At 65.1% G+C, this 14610-nt stretch carries 12 protein-coding genes; 1 reads left to right on the top strand and 11 read right to left on the bottom strand.

Going from position 1 to position 14610, the window contains the following annotated elements; genetic code table 11:
* Window positions 1-40: 40 nt before the first annotated feature.
* Genes murC through ftsW form a run of 3 tightly spaced genes read right to left on the bottom strand, consistent with a single transcriptional unit; the run spans window position 41 to window position 3735 of the window.
* Complete coding sequence (murC, locus tag BLR85_RS14055) at window positions 41-1438, bottom strand: UDP-N-acetylmuramate--L-alanine ligase (RefSeq protein ID WP_093157098.1); 1398 nt, start codon at window positions 1436-1438, stop codon at window positions 41-43.
* A 17-nt stretch (window positions 1439-1455) separates the two neighbouring features.
* Window positions 1456-2568 (bottom strand): UDP-N-acetylglucosamine--N-acetylmuramyl-(pentapeptide) pyrophosphoryl-undecaprenol N-acetylglucosamine transferase, encoded by a 1113-nt coding sequence (locus BLR85_RS14050; protein ID WP_093157094.1) that lies wholly within the window; start codon window positions 2566-2568, stop codon window positions 1456-1458.
* Window positions 2569-3735, bottom strand: coding sequence for a putative lipid II flippase FtsW (gene ftsW / locus BLR85_RS14045; protein WP_093157091.1), 1167 nt, complete (start codon window positions 3733-3735; stop codon window positions 2569-2571).
* Window positions 3736-3922: 187 nt separating this feature from the next.
* Between ftsW and BLR85_RS14040 the strand changes: the two genes are divergently transcribed.
* Entirely contained in the window at window positions 3923-5110 is a 1188-nt protein-coding gene (locus tag BLR85_RS14040; protein ID WP_093157088.1) for a BaiN/RdsA family NAD(P)/FAD-dependent oxidoreductase, read from the top strand.
* An 81-nt stretch (window positions 5111-5191) separates the two neighbouring features.
* Here the strand turns inward: BLR85_RS14040 and murD are convergent, their stop codons facing one another.
* The 8 genes from murD to rsmH all read right to left on the bottom strand — a co-directional run bounded on the left by murD (window position 5192) and on the right by rsmH (window position 14609).
* Entirely contained in the window at window positions 5192-6598 is a 1407-nt protein-coding gene (murD, locus tag BLR85_RS14035; protein WP_093157085.1) for a UDP-N-acetylmuramoyl-L-alanine--D-glutamate ligase, read from the bottom strand.
* A gap of 100 nt (window positions 6599-6698) precedes the next feature.
* A complete protein-coding gene (locus tag BLR85_RS14030; RefSeq protein WP_093157082.1) occupies window positions 6699-7352 on the bottom strand; it encodes an SDR family NAD(P)-dependent oxidoreductase in 654 nt (217 codons plus the stop codon).
* A 24-nt stretch (window positions 7353-7376) separates the two neighbouring features.
* A complete protein-coding gene (mraY, locus tag BLR85_RS14025; RefSeq protein ID WP_093157079.1) occupies window positions 7377-8459 on the bottom strand; it encodes a phospho-N-acetylmuramoyl-pentapeptide-transferase in 1083 nt (360 codons plus the stop codon).
* Window positions 8460-8477: 18 nt separating this feature from the next.
* On the bottom strand, window positions 8478-9899 hold the full coding sequence (locus tag BLR85_RS14020) for a UDP-N-acetylmuramoyl-tripeptide--D-alanyl-D-alanine ligase (RefSeq protein WP_093157076.1): 1422 nt from the start codon (window positions 9897-9899) through the stop codon (window positions 8478-8480).
* Complete coding sequence (locus BLR85_RS14015) at window positions 9896-11383, bottom strand: UDP-N-acetylmuramoyl-L-alanyl-D-glutamate--2,6-diaminopimelate ligase (protein ID WP_093157073.1); 1488 nt, start codon at window positions 11381-11383, stop codon at window positions 9896-9898. The genes BLR85_RS14020 and BLR85_RS14015 overlap by 4 nt, the downstream gene beginning before the upstream one ends.
* Window positions 11384-11470: 87 nt before the next feature.
* A complete protein-coding gene (locus tag BLR85_RS14010) occupies window positions 11471-13258 on the bottom strand; it encodes a peptidoglycan D,D-transpeptidase FtsI family protein (RefSeq protein ID WP_093157071.1) in 1788 nt (595 codons plus the stop codon).
* Window positions 13255-13611 carry a cell division protein FtsL gene (ftsL, locus tag BLR85_RS14005; protein ID WP_093157068.1) on the bottom strand — a complete coding sequence of 119 codons (357 nt, stop codon included), beginning with the start codon at window positions 13609-13611 and terminating at the stop codon, window positions 13255-13257. Before ftsL ends, BLR85_RS14010 begins: the two co-directional genes overlap by 4 nt.
* Entirely contained in the window at window positions 13608-14609 is a 1002-nt protein-coding gene (gene rsmH / locus BLR85_RS14000) for a 16S rRNA (cytosine(1402)-N(4))-methyltransferase RsmH (protein WP_093157066.1), read from the bottom strand. Before rsmH ends, ftsL begins: the two co-directional genes overlap by 4 nt.
* Between the last annotated feature and the right edge of the window lies 1 nt (window position 14610).

The raw sequence follows: 14610 nt of genomic DNA, 5'->3' as shown, positions 1-14610 counted from the left end.
TTCCTCCCTTGGGGCCGGCCGAACGGACCGGCGGTTTCACTCACCCCTGCAGGCGTTCCGGCAGGGCATTGGCCCAGGCGCTGATGGTACCGGCGCCTAGGCAGACCACCATGTCGCCCGGCTGGGTCTGTTCGCGCACGAGCCGCTCCAGGTCATCTTCGCACAGAAGCGCGCGGGCATGGCGGTGACCGTGCCGGATTAGCCCGGCCACGAGCGCATCCCGGTCAGCCCCCTCGATGGGCGCTTCGCCGGCAGCAAAGACCTCGGCGATACCAACCACGTCCGCCTCGTTGAAGCAGGCGCAGAAATCATCGAAGAGGCTGTGAAGCCGCGAATACCGGTGCGGTTGGTGCACGGCGATGACGCGTCCGTCACAAGCCTGCCGCGCGGCCTTCAGCACCGCCGCGATCTCGACCGGGTGATGGCCGTAATCGTCGATGATGGTCACACCGTTTACTTCGCCCACCTTGGTGAAGCGACGGTTAACGCCGCCGAAATTGGCGAGCGCCTCGCGGATTTCATCGGCCTTCATGCCCAGGTGACGCGCAACGGCAATCGCCGAGAGCGCGTTGGACACGTTATGGTCGCCCGGCATCGGCAGGGTGCAGCCCTCGATGATCATGCCGTCATTCTTCAGCTCGACATCGAAATGCGCGATACCCGCCTTGTAGTGCAGGTTCAGCGCCCGCACATCGGCTTGCGCATTGAAACCATAGGTGATGACCCGGCGATCCGTGATCTTGCCGACCAGCGCCTGCACCTCCGGATGGTCGGTGCAGCAGATCGCGACGCCATAGAAGGGCAGGTTCTCGACAAAGGTCTTGAAGCCCGCGCGCAGGTTCTCGATCGAGCCCCAGTGCTCCATGTGCTCGGGGTCGATATTGGTGATGATCGCCACGGTCGCGGGCAGACGGTTGAACGTGCCGTCGCTTTCGTCGGCCTCAACCACCATCCACTCGCCCTGCCCCGCGCGCGCGTTGGAACCGTAAGCGTGGATGATGCCGCCATTGATCACCGTCGGGTCAATGCCGCCGGCATCGAGAAGCGTGGCGACCATGGTGGTGGTCGTCGTCTTGCCGTGGGTGCCGGCGATGGCGATGTTGGATTTGAGCCGCATCAGCTCTGCCAGCATCTCGGCCCGACGCACCACCGGCAGGCCGCGGGCGCGGGCGCCGTCCAGTTCCGGGTTGCCCGGCTTGATCGCGGAGGAAATCACCACGACCTCGGCATTTTCGAGATTGTCGTCCCTCTGCCCGATGAAGACCGTCGCCCCGAGCCGCTCCAGCCGCTCCGTGATCTTCGACGATTTCAGGTCGGAGCCCTGAACGGTGTAGCCATGGGTCAACAGCACCTCGGCAATGCCGGACATGCCGATACCGCCGATTCCGACGAAGTGGATCGGGCCCACATCGGTGGGAAGTTTGGTTACTGCGTTCATTATTCTGCTTCCGTCCATCATGGCTGCGCGCCCTCCTGCGTCTTTTGACCGGACAGTTCTTCGACCATCTCGACCAATCTCTCGGTGGCATCGGGACGCCCTTCGGAGAGAGCGTTCAACGCCATCCGCAGGGCCGCATCCGGGTTTTCAAGTATCGCGCGTATCTGCTCTGAAAGCGTTTCCACATCAAGCTGCGATTCCGGAATCACCACCGCCGCCTCGGCATCGGCAAGACCTCGCGCATTGGCGGTCTGGTGATCGCCCGCCGCCACCGCATAGGGGATCAGGATCGAGGGCCGGCCAATGACCGAGATATCGGCCACCGAAGACGCGCCCGAACGCGAGATCACGAGCTGTGCCTCGCTCATGCGGCGTGGTACGTCGGTGAAGAAAGGCTGCACATCCGCCGTGATCGCGTGTTCCAGGTAATAGGTCTCGACCCGCTCCTGATCCTCATCGCGCGCCTGATGGGACACGCGCAGATGCTCCAGGTGCGACATCGGAAGGGCGGCGATGGCGGGCGGGACGACATCCGAAAGAATCCGCGCCCCTTGGCTGCCGCCAATCACCAGCAGCTCCATTGGGTAGTCTCCGGGCGGAATATAGCCCGCCCCCGCCCGCTCCATGACCGCTCCGCGCACAGGATTTCCCGTGTGAACACCCGTGACGCCGGCGGGCAGTTCGGTCGGCCAGGTGCCGCAAGCAACCGCATTGACCCGCTTGGAAAAGATCCTGTTCACCCGGCCCAGAACGCCGTTCTGCTCATGCAGCATCCGTGGCAGACGCAGGATCCACGCCGCCGTCATGGCCGGAATCGCGGGGTAGCCACCGAACCCCACCACCACGGCGGGGCGCTCCAGCAACATGCGGAAAGTCGCACCGATCACGCCACCAAGGATGCGGAACGGCGCCAGCGCCTTGGCGAGAAGCCCGCCGCGCGCGAAGGTCGCCGAGGCGACCTCGACAATCTCGACCGCATCCGGGAAGCCGCCTGCATAACGCGCACCGCGCGCATCTGTCGATAGCCGAACCCGCCATCCCTTCTCCAACAGCGCTTCGGCCAGCGCCTGCGCGGGGAACATGTGCCCCCCCGTGCCGCCAGCCGCGATAATGATCAGTGGTTGAGCCACCTAGTGCCCCCTGCGTTGGAAGACATCCGCGATTTCGCCCTGCGGACGGTTGCGGGTAAAGGCCAGAAGCATGCCGACGGCAATCCCTCCGGCGATCAGCGAGGAGCCCCCATAGGAGACAAAGGGAAGCGTCATGCCCTTGGCGGGCAGCAGGCGCACGGCGACGCCCATGTTGATCATCGCCTGAACGCCGAACATGCAGGCAAGCCCCGTTCCGGCCAGACGCGTGAACGGGTCGCGCTCCCGCATCAAGCGGAACAGCGAGCGCAGAACCACGACGCCATACAAAGCGATGATGGCCATCACGAGCACGAGCCCGTATTCCTCGGCCGCCACGGCGATGATGAAATCGGTATGCGCATCCGGCAGGGACCATTTCACCTGTCCCTCGCCCACGCCCACACCGAAGAAGCCGCCCTCCTGGATCGCGTTGGTGGCATAGCCAAGCTGCGTGCGCGGGTCGATTTCCGGGTTCAGAAAGCCGTCGATCCGGCGGGCGAAATGCTCCGACGCGTTATAGGCCGTGAAGCCGAACCCCACGATCCCACCGGCAATGCCGACAAGCAGGACAAGCGGCGCACCGGCCACGAAATACATCACGCCCCAGGCGAACATTGTCAGCGCGGCCTGCCCGAAATCGGGCTGTAATGCCAGCAGGCCGACAATGGCGCAGACCAGCGCAAAAGAGATCGCCTTGCCCGGAGGACCGCCCACTTCCTGGCTGGCGGCCATGAGCCAGGCGGCCAGAACCACGAAGGCGGGTTTGAGAAACTCCGACGGCTGCACCGAGGCGAAGCCGAAGGAATACCAGCGCACCGCGCCCTTGCCGAAATCGGTCCCGAAGAAGGGTAGCAGCACGAGGGAGAAAAAGGCCGCGATGAAACCCAACACCGCCAGGCGGCGCACCAGCGCCGGCGACATCATGGATGTCAGAAGCATGGTGATGATGGCCAGCCCGCCAAAGAACACCTGCCGCTCCACGTAGTGGAACGAACTCAGCCCGTTGCGCGCGGCCAGCGGCGGCGAGGCGGCAAGCCCCAGCAACAAGCCGATGCCGAACAGCAACAGGATGGCCGACATTGTCCACTTGTCGACTGTCCGCCACCAACGTGGAAGAACCGGATCGCCCGCGCGCGCGGGCGCGGTGCCATAGACCATCTCCGTCATGGGTATACCGCCACTCTGCCTCTACATGCCCGGTTTTCCGGGTCTATGCGCGAACTCTACCCGCGTGCGGTCGTTTTTTCCAGAAGAATGAAAGCCGTCGGCGGATTTCTTGCCGCGCTGCCTCCGAAAGCCGGCGGGCGCCGGTTGGGGCTTGACCCCGCCGCGGAGGGGCGGCAGGTGCCGGGGTATGAAGCTAGACACCCTGATCCTCGGAGCCGGAGCCGCAGGGCTCATGTGCGCCGCCCATGCTGGCGGGCGCTGTCTCGTGGTGGATCACGCGAGGGCAGCTGGCGAGAAGATCCGTATCTCTGGCGGCGGGAGGTGCAACTTTACCAACCTCCATGCCGGCCCGGAAAACTACCTCTCGGCCAACCCGCATTTCTGCAAATCGGCGCTGAGCCGCTACACTCAGTGGGATTTTCTGGATCTCGTCGGGCGCCACAAGATCGCATGGCACGAAAAGACGCTCGGACAATTGTTCTGTGACGGCTCCGCCAAGGAGATCATCGCCATGCTTCTGTCCGAAGCCGCCAAGGCCGGGGCCGAGATCTGGCTGGAGACACAGATCGGCGAAATCACCCATTCCGACGGGCGTTTCCGGGTGCAACTGACCCGCGCTGGCAGGGTAACCACCGTCGAAGCCCGCGCGCTGGTCGTGGCCACGGGCGGCAAATCCATCCCCAAGATGGGCGCGACAGGCCTTGCCTATCGGATCGCGGAGCGCTTCGGTCTGCCCGTGACCGAAACCCGCCCCGCCCTCGTGCCACTCACATTCGGCGGAAGCACACTGGAAGGGCTGACGCCACTGGCCGGCCTGTCGGTCGAGGCCGAGATCATCTGCAACGGCACGCGTTTCCGCGAAGGTCTGCTTTTCACCCATCGCGGCCTCTCCGGCCCCTCGATCCTGCAGATCTCCTCGTTTTGGCGCGAAGGGGACGCATTGTCGGTCCACCTGCTGCCGGACCAGGATTTCCTCGCTCTTCTGCAATCCCACCGGCAGACAGAGGGACGAAAGGCGCTGCAAACCGTCTTGGGGGAGTATCTTCCAACAAGGCTTGCGCGAAAGATGGTGGAGGAGAGCGGGCTTGTCGGCAATCTTGCCGACCAGTCCGACAGGTCCCTGCAAATCCTCGTTTCACAGCTTACCGATTGGCGACTGACCCCGACCGGCAGCGAGGGCTACCGAACGGCCGAGGTTACGCTGGGCGGCATCGACACCGCCGCACTCTCTTCCCGCACGATGGAAGCCAACGCCCTGCCCGGCCTCTATTTCATCGGTGAAGCGGTCGACGTGACAGGCTGGCTCGGCGGCTACAATTTCCAATGGGCCTGGTCGTCTGGCTGGGCCGCAGGTCAGGCGATCGCCTCAACCTGAGGCGCTCCGCCTCAACACGCAGCAACGGCCCGAAGCGCTAAGATAGAATGCGCCGCAGGCGCGCCGTTTGTTCGCCCGCCCTTATACGTCGAGCGCGGCCCGAACCCGCGCCATGAAATCCTCGCCACGTTTCTCGAAGCTGTCATACTGGTCGAAACTCGCCGCTGCCGGCGCCAGCAGCACGGTCTCGCCCGGTTGCGCCTCGGCCATGGCGCGCGCCACGGCCGCTTCCATGGTGCCACAGATCTCGCATTCCACCCCGTCGCCCAGCCCGAGCGCGAAATGCTCCGCCTCGCGACCGATCACATAGGCCTTGGCGACATTTCCCAGATGCGGGTGCAACGCCTCTAGCCCGCCTTCCTTTTCCAGCCCACCACAGATCCAGCGGATCCGGTCGAATGCCTGCAGCGCCTGCGCGGCGGAGTCGACATTCGTCGCCTTGGAATCGTTGACGTAAACAACGCCGTCCTTCTCGCCCACCACCTGGCTGCGATGTGGAAGGCCCTGGTAGGAATGCAGTCCCGCCTCGATCACGCGCGGCGCGATCCCGAGCGTGCGCGCAACCGCGTAAGCCGCGCAGGCATTCTGGTGGTTATGCGCCCCCGGCAGGCCCTTCACTTGCCGAAGGTCGATCGAGGCCACCTGCCGCCCTTTGCGATACTCCGAAAGGAACCCCTTGCGGGCGAAAACGGACCATCCCGGCCCTTGCAGCTTACGCCCGGACGACACCCGGATCACCCGATCATCCGCCGGCCCCTCGGAAAGCTGACCGGCCAGGAACAGCCCCTCGGGCTCGTCTACGCCGATCACTGCCCGGTCCGGACCGCCTTCAGCCAACAACCGCCGCTTGGCCGCGAAATAGCCGCCGTAGCCGCCATGTCGATCAAGATGGTCCGGCGACAGATTGGTGAAGACCGCCACATCAGGCGTCAACGATCGCGCCAGATCCGTCTGGTAGGAGCTGAGTTCGATAACCACGACACCGCCATCTTCTGGCGGGTCGATATCGAGCACGCCCCGGCCGATATTGCCGGCAAGCTGCACAGACCGACCAGCCTCGGCCAGCAAATGCGCGATCAGCGCCGAGGTGGTCGACTTGCCGTTGGAGCCAGTCACCGCCACCACTTTCGGGATCGTCTCGAACTGGTCCCAGTCCGAAGTAGCCAGCGAGCGGAAGAACAGGCCGATATCATTGTCCACCGGCACGCCAACCTCCAGTGCGGCGGCGATCGCCCGGTGCGGAGCGGGATAGAGATGCGGGATGCCGGGCGACGTTACCAGCAGCGAAACATCGTCCAGTGCCCCGGCCCGGCCTATATCACGAATTTCAAACCCTTCGGCCTCCGCGCGTTCCCGTCCAGCCGCGCCGTCATCCCAGCAGACCGGGTTTCCGCCCCCTGCCTGCACGGCGCGCGCCGCGGCAAGGCCGGAGCGTCCCAGGCCCAGGATTGCGATATTCTGTCCTTCAACTCCGCGAACCGGGATCATGGCCTGTCTCCTGTCGTAAAGGGGGGCTTGCCCGCGGGCGGAGCCCGACGGGCGGCGGCGCGCGCAAGCGCGCGCGGGTGGCGATCAAGGGCGGCACCGGTTACCACGCGATCTCCTTGCGGCGCCGGAAGAAACCGCCCGTGGGGCCATCCTCCGGCAATGTCGCCAGCCAGATCGCCGTGTCGGCCCCCTCTTCGGCGCTGAGATTGGCCCCTTCGCCGCCCATGCGCGTGCGTACCCAGCCAGGGCACATGGTATTGATCTTCACGCAATCGGGAAGGTCGCGCGCCAGTGCTTTCGTCTGCGCATTCAGCGCCGCCTTGGCGATGCCATAGGCGTTCGGCCCGCCGAGACCTTCTGCAAAGGCGCCCCATCCCGAGGACATGTTGACGATCCGCCCATAGCCGCGCGCGATCATCCCGGGCGCCAGCGACAGAACAAGCCGAAAGGGCGCATCGACCATGACCGCCATCGCGTCGAAATAGCCGGCCGGGTTCTCCAGCAGGCTTCCCTGCGGCAGGATGCCGGCATTGTTGACCAGGATGTCGAACTCCGCGCCATCGAACTGGCGCAGCGTGTCCGGTTCCAGCAGATCGGCCAAGGCCCAGTTGCAACCGAGTGCCGCCGCGGCCTCTTCCCCCTCACCGCGATCCCGCGCGGTGATGGTCACCTCGCACCCCTGCGCAACGAGCCCGGCCGCGATAGCGCGACCGATGCCACGGTTTCCACCGGTTACCAGAGCGGCCCTGGCCATGGCTGTTCCCCTCGGATTGTCGCTTCAGCGGATCTTCAGCGTCGCCAGGCCGATCAGGCCCAGGATCAGCGAGATGATCCAGAAACGGATGACGATCTGCGGCTCCGCCCAGCCGCGCTTCTCGAAATGATGATGGATCGGCGCCATCAGGAAAACCCTCTTCCCGGTGCGCTTGAAATAGGCGACCTGAATGATGACCGACAGCGCCTCGACCACGAACAGCCCGCCGACAATGGCCAGCACGATCTCGTGCTTGGTGGATACGGCGATAGCGCCCAATGCCCCGCCAAGAGCCAGCGAGCCGGTATCGCCCATGAACACCGCCGCAGGCGGAGCGTTATACCAAAGGAATCCCAAGCCACCGCCGATCAAACTCGCCACGAAGACGATCAACTCACCGGTGCCGGGCACGTAATGCAGGCCGAGGTATTCGGTATAGTCCGAACGGCCAACGAAATAGGCGATGATCCCCAGCGTGCCGGCAGCGATCATCACCGGCATGATCGCCAGCCCGTCCAGCCCATCGGTCAGGTTCACCGCATTGGCCGCGCCCACGATCACGATCATGGCGAAGGGGATGAAGAGGAAGCTCAGGTTGATCAGCACGTCCTTGAACACGGGCAGCGCGAGCTGGTTGGTCAGTTCCGCCGGATGCATCCACGCCGCCAGCCCGCTGGCCAGTGCCGCGATCAGGAAGCCGAGCCCGAGACGTACCCGCCCCGGAACGCCGGCCGTGTTGTTCTTGGACACCTTGGCATAGTCGTCTGCAAACCCGATGGCCCCGAACCCCATGGTCACGAAGAGCACGACCCAGACATACGGGTTGTCCAGTCGCGCCCAGAGCAGGGTCGAGAATACGAGCGCGCCCAGGATCAGCACCCCGCCCATAGTGGGCGTACCGGCCTTGACGAAATGGCCCTCGGGCCCGTCTTCGCGGATGGGCTGTCCCTTGCCCTGCTTGCGTCGCAGCAGGTCGATCAACGGACGGCCGAAGAGGAACCCGAAGATCAGCGCGGTGAAGAACGCGCCGCCAGTGCGGAAGGTGATATAGCGGAACAGGTTGAAGAAATCACCGCCATCCGAGAAATTTGTCAGCCAGTAGAGCATCCGCCCTGCCCCTTCTTATTATTCGGCCACCGATTGACCCAGTTTGCGAACCGCGTCAACGACACGCGCAAGCCGTATGCCCAGCGACCCCTTGATCAGCACGATATCGCCGGGAGCGACCACCGTTCGAACCCGTTCGGCCATCTTGGCGCTGGTGTCGCAGCACAGGCCCTGCTGAGCCTTGGGCAACGACTCGTATAGAGCCTGCATGCGTTCGCCGACGCAATGCACCACGTCAACCGCCTCCATCGCCGGAAGATCGGCCAGCGCGGCATGCAAGTCCGCTTCCTGCGGGCCAAGCTCTAGCATATCACCCAGAATGGCGATCCGGCGCCCGCGCGGCTCTGATGCCGCCAGCGTGGCCAGCGCCGCGCCGACGGAAGCCGGGTTGGCATTGTAGGAATCGTCTATCAGCTCGAAACGGGCTGTCTCGTCGACGATATCGAACGAAATGACTTCACGCGCGCCCCGGCCCTCATAAGGTTTCCACAGCGCGAGGTCATGTGCCGCAATGGCCAGATCCGCTCCAACGGCGGTAGCGGCGGCCAGTGCGCCCAGACCGTTCATGGCGAAATGCCGTCCCGGCGATTGCAGCTTGAACATGACCGGGTGGGATTTCCCGTCCGGCCCGGTCATCCGGGCCTTGGCGATCGTCATGCCCTCCTGAAGCAGCACTTCGATCAGGCGCGCCTGCGCACCTGTTTCCCCGAAACCGATGATACTGGCGCCATGCGCCCGCGCGGCCTGAAACAGGATATCGGCGGTCGGCACATCGGCGTTGAGCACCGCCGGTCCACCCGGGCGCAGCCCTTCCAGGATCGAGGCCTTCTCGCGGGCGATCCCCTCGATATTCTCGAAAGCTTCCAGGTGCGCCGGCGCGACGATGGTCACCAGCGCCGCGTCCAGATCGGCCAGGCGCGCAAGCGGGGCAATCTCTCCGGGGTGGTTCATGCCAATTTCGATCACCGCGTAATCGGCATCGGCCGGCATGCGGGCAAGCGTCAGAGGAACGCCCCAGTGGTTGTTGTAGCTCTTCTCGGCGGCATGGACCTTGCCCTGCCCCCCGAGGATGGCGCGCAGCATTTCCTTGGTCGAGGTCTTGCCAACAGATCCCGTGACACCGATCACCTTCGCACGTGTGCGAGCCCGCGCGGCGGCGCCAAGCGCCTCCAGCCCGGCTAGAACATCCTCGACGATCAGGAGCGGCGCATCCTCGGCTACCCCCTCGGGAATGCGGTTGACCAGCGCCGCCGCGGCACCTTTCTCCAGTGCCTGCGCCACGAAATCATGCCCGTCGCGCACATCCTTGAGCGCAACGAAAAGCGCACCCGGCGCGAGCGTGCGGGTGTCGATGGAAACCGAACTGGCCTGCCAGTCCTTGGTGATGCGCCCGCCGGTTGCGGCGGCGGCGGCTTCGGAAGTCCAGAGTATGTTGCTCATGTCAGATGTCCGTCCAATGCGGCCACGGCGACCGAGGCCTGCTCCACATCGTCAAAGGGGTAGACGACATCGCCGACGGTCTGGCCCGTCTCGTGCCCCTTGCCCGCGACAAGCAGCGCGTCGCCGGGGCCGAGCGCATCGACGCCGCGCAGGATCGCCTCGGCACGGTCGCCCACTTCGGTCGCTTCCGGGCACCCCGCCTTGACCATCGCCCGAATGTCCGCCGGATCTTCGGAACGGGGATTGTCGTCGGTCACGATGGCGACATCGGCATTCTCGGCCACGGCCTGCCCCATCAGGATGCGCTTGCCGGTATCCCGGTCGCCGCCAGCGCCAAATACACAGACGATGCGCCCCATCACGTGCGGGCGCAGCGCCTTGAGCGCGGTAGAGAGCGCATCGGGCGTGTGGGCGTAATCGACGAAAACCGGTGCGCCGTTATCCCGCGTGGCGGCAAGCTCCATCCGGCCACGCACCCCGACAAGCTGCGGCAGCACGCCGAACACATCCGCCGGATCGCTCCCGGCAGCAATGGCCAGCCCGGCGGCGATCATCACATTTTCGGACTGGAACCCGCCAATCAGTTTCAACCGCACCTGCTGGACGGCACCATTCCAGGCGAAACGCAGATCCTGCCCGGTGCTGTCGAAACGCAGCCCGAAGATACGCAGATGGTTCCCTTCGCCGCGCCCGACCCGGATGACCTCCTGCCCGACGGATTCAGCCACCCCGGCCATGCGCGCGCCATAGGCGCTGTCCATCTGGATCACGGCGATGCCGTCATCGCCCATCACGCGGTTGAAGAGCCCTGCCTTGGCGGCGAAATATTCTTCGAAATCCGCGTGATAATCGAGATGGTCCTGCGTGAGGTTGGTGAAGCCCGCCGCAGCCAGCCGCACCCCGTCGAGCCGTTTCTGTGCCAGCCCGTGCGAGGAGGCTTCCATCGCGGCATGGGTCACCCCGTTCGCGGCGGCCTCGGCCAGCGCGCGATGCAGCGTGATCGGCTCGGGGGTTGTGTGGCGCAGCGGCGCCTCCCAGGCGCCCTCGACGCCGGTAGTGCCGAGATTGACAGCCGCGAGGCCGAGATTGCTCCAGATCTGGCGGGTGAAACTGGCGACCGAGGTTTTGCCATTGGTGCCGGTCACGGCGACCATCACCTCGGGCTGGGCGGCAAACCAGAGCGCAGCAGCGCCCGCCAGCGCAGCGCGCGGATCCTCGACCACCACAACAGCGACCGGGTTGGCGGCCAACTCGGCCTCGGCAATGCGCGCACCCTCGGCATCGGTCAGGATCGCACCCGCCCCCTGCCGCAGCGCATATTGAATGAACTCGCCGCCATGAACGCGCGTGCCCGGCAGCGCCGCGAACAACGCCCCTTGGGTCACCTCGCGACTATCGACGGCGAGCCCGGTGATCCGCGCCTCCGCTCCGCCCTGCGCGGTGAGCCCCAGCTCGGCCAGGGATTTCGTCGCAATCTCGCTCATTCCTGCCCACCCCTTGTTGCCGCGGGGGACACCTGCCCCGCCATGTTGGGGCCCCTTTTCCTCCGTTTTAGAAGCGGGGTCCACCGCTCAATGCTGCGCGACGCGGACGACCTCAGCCTCCGGGGCAGGTTCGGCCTCGGGGCGCAGTCCCAACAGCGGTGCGGCGCGCCGGATCATTTCGGCGGCGACCGGAACCGCCGTCCAACCGGCAGTGCGGCGCGGCGTGGTACCGGAGGTCTCCACCGGTTCGTCCAGCGTGACGATCAGGACATATTTGGGATCATGTGCGGGAAAGACCGAGGCAAAGGTCGCGATCACCTTGTCGTCGTAATAGCCGCCCTTGGGCTTGGGTTTGTCGGCGGTGCCGGTCTTGCCGCCCACGGCATAGCCGGGAACCTCGCCAAAGCTCGCCGTGCCGCGTGTCACCACCTGCCGCAGCATGCTGCCCGCGGCCTTGGAGGCCTCTTCGGAAAGGATCCGCTCGCCATTCTGTGGCTTGTCCTGCCGCAGCAATGTCGGCTGCACCCGCCGACCGCCGTTCAACAGCGACGCATAGCCGGCGGCCAGATGCACCGGCGAGGAGCTGAGCCCATGCCCATAAGAGATCGTGATGGTCGAAATCTCGGTCCAGCGCGGCGGCACAAGCGGCTTGCCGGTGGGCGCTTCGACCAATTCCAGTGGCGTCGGTTGCAGGAAGCCGAGCGAATCGAGGAATGCCTGCTGCCGCTCCGAACCGATGGCAAGCGCCAGCTTGGCAGTGCCCACATTGGAGGAATTCACGATCACGTCGGTGACCGAAATGGTGCCGTAGGACTTGTTGCGGAATTCCTTGATCTTGAACTTGCCCCATTTCATCGGCGCATTGGCTTCGATCATCGTGTCGGGATTGACCAGACCCAGATCCATCGCCTGCGCGGCAGTGAAGATCTTGAACACCGATCCAAGCTCATAGACGCCCTGCACAGCGCGGTTGAACAGCGGGCTGTCGCCGGCATCGCCCTTGGCAAGAGGGCGGGGACGGTCGTTGGGATCGAAATCGGGAAGGGAAACCAGCGACAGGATCTCGCCGGTCTTCACATCCATCAGCACGGAACTGGCGCCCTTGGCATTCATCAGCCGCATGCCGCCTTCGAGGATCTCGCGCGAGGCGGCCTGTACCGTCAGATCCAGCGACAATTCCAGCGGCGCGCCGTTATTGGCCGGGTCCCGCAGCCAGGTGTCGAACTCCTTCTCGACGCCTGCCACGCCGACCACCTCGGCCGAATGCACGCCCTCGCGGCCAAAGCTCGCGCCGCCCAGAACGTGGGCGGCCAGCTTGCCATTGGGATAGAGCCGCATTTCGCGCGGACCGAACAGCAACCCCGGTTCGCCGATATCATGCACGGCCTGCATCTGCTCGGGGCTCAGCTTCTTCTTGATCCAGAGGAATTTCTTCTTGCCGGTGAAGTCCGCATAGAGCTTGTCCGCATCGAGATCGGGGAAAATCGTGGCCAGTTCACGCGCGGCGCGCTCCGGCTCCACCATGTCGCGCATCTGGGCATAAAGCGAATGGGTGGACAGGTTCGTGGCCAGGATACGCCCGTTGCGGTCGACGATGTTCGCGCGCTGCGCGACGATATCGGAACCGGTCGCGGCGGCGCGCGGCTCGGAGGGCTCGGAAGCCGCGAGGCTCCCCATGCGCATTCCGATCACCGCATAGGCACAGAAGAAACACAGCGCGAGCAGGAACAGCCGCCCTTCGGCCCGATGGCGCGCCCGGTCGCGCATGACCTCGTGGCGCTGGCGAAGGTTCTCTTGCTCGATAGCCTCGGGGTTCTCGCCCTTTTCGCGCGCCGACAGGACGCGGGCGAGCGGTCGCAGCGGGGTGCGGATCATGGGAACTGTCCTCCAACGGCGATATGGCCGCGCACCTCGATCGGATCCGAAATGGCGAGCATGGGCAGCGGTGGGAAGGCCACCTGTTCCAGCGAGCCGAATTGCTCCGGCATCAGCGGCAGAAGGCCCAGCGTGTCGAAATTGATCTCGGCCAGCTCGGCCAATCGCCCGGGCCGGTTCAGATAGGCCCATTCGGCTTCCAGCACCGCCAGTTCCTGACGAAGATCGCCGATTTCACCTTTGAGCTCGGCCGATTGCTTCAGCGCGGCCTGGGTCTGGTAGTTTTCCTGGTAGGCCCAGAAGGCCAACCCCATGACGAAAAGCGCGGACATCAGGTAGAAAAACGTCTTCATGGCGTCTCCTTCCACCAATCCTTGGGGCCCGGCAGGCCCATGGCGGTGCGGTCGAGAGGGGTAATGGGAGCATCCGTCCGGATCGCGGCGCGCAGCTTGGCGGAGCGCGCACGCGGGTTGGCGGCAATCTCCTCGTCACTCGGCCCGATGGCCTTGCGCGAAATCAGCTTGAACTGCGCCACCTGCTCCTCGGCCTCGGGCGCATAGCGGTTCGTGCGGGCCATGCTGCCGGAACGTGCCTGCAGGAAACGCTTTACCACGCGATCCTCCAGCGAGTGGAAGGTCACGACCGCGAGCTTGCCGCCGGGCTTAAGCGCCCGCTCGGCGGCCTGAAGACCCGCGATAAGCTCTCCAAACTCGTCATTCACGGCAATGCGGATCGCCTGGAAGGAACGGGTGGCCGGGTGGATCTGCCCCGGACGCGGGCGCGGAAGGCAGGAGGCGACGGCCTCTGCCAGTTGCAACGTGTTCTCGAACGGCCGCACGGCGACAATCGCTCGCGCGATGCGACGCGAGGCACGCTCCTCGCCATAGTGATAGAGAATGTCGGCAAGTTCGTCCGCGCTGGCAGAGTTGACCAGGTCGGCAGCCGACGGCCCCTGATCGCTCATCCGCATGTCCAGCGGCCCCTCGCGCAAGAAGGAAAACCCGCGTTCGGCCTGATCGAGCTGCATCGAAGACACGCCGAGATCGAGCACGATCCCGTCGAGCGGCTCCCCGGCATGCTGGTCCAGCTCGGAGAACTTGCCCTGAACCAGTTTCAGCCGGTCGCCATATTCCTCCAGCAAGGGCGCGGCCAGCGCGAGCGCGCTCGGGTCGCGATCCACACCGATCACTTTCCCGGCCCCCGCCTCGAACAGGCGCCGCGTGTAGCCGCCCGCGCCAAAGGTGCCGTCCAGCCAGGTGCCGGAAACGGGCGAAACCGCCTTGATCAACGGATCGATCAAAACGGAGACATGCGGCGAATTGGGATTGTCCGGAGGGGCAGCACCAACCATG

The organism is Aliiruegeria lutimaris (assembly GCF_900099935.1).
GTDB lineage: Bacteria > Pseudomonadota > Alphaproteobacteria > Rhodobacterales > Rhodobacteraceae > Tropicimonas > Tropicimonas lutimaris.
This window is presented reverse-complemented; position numbering and strand designations above follow the sequence as displayed.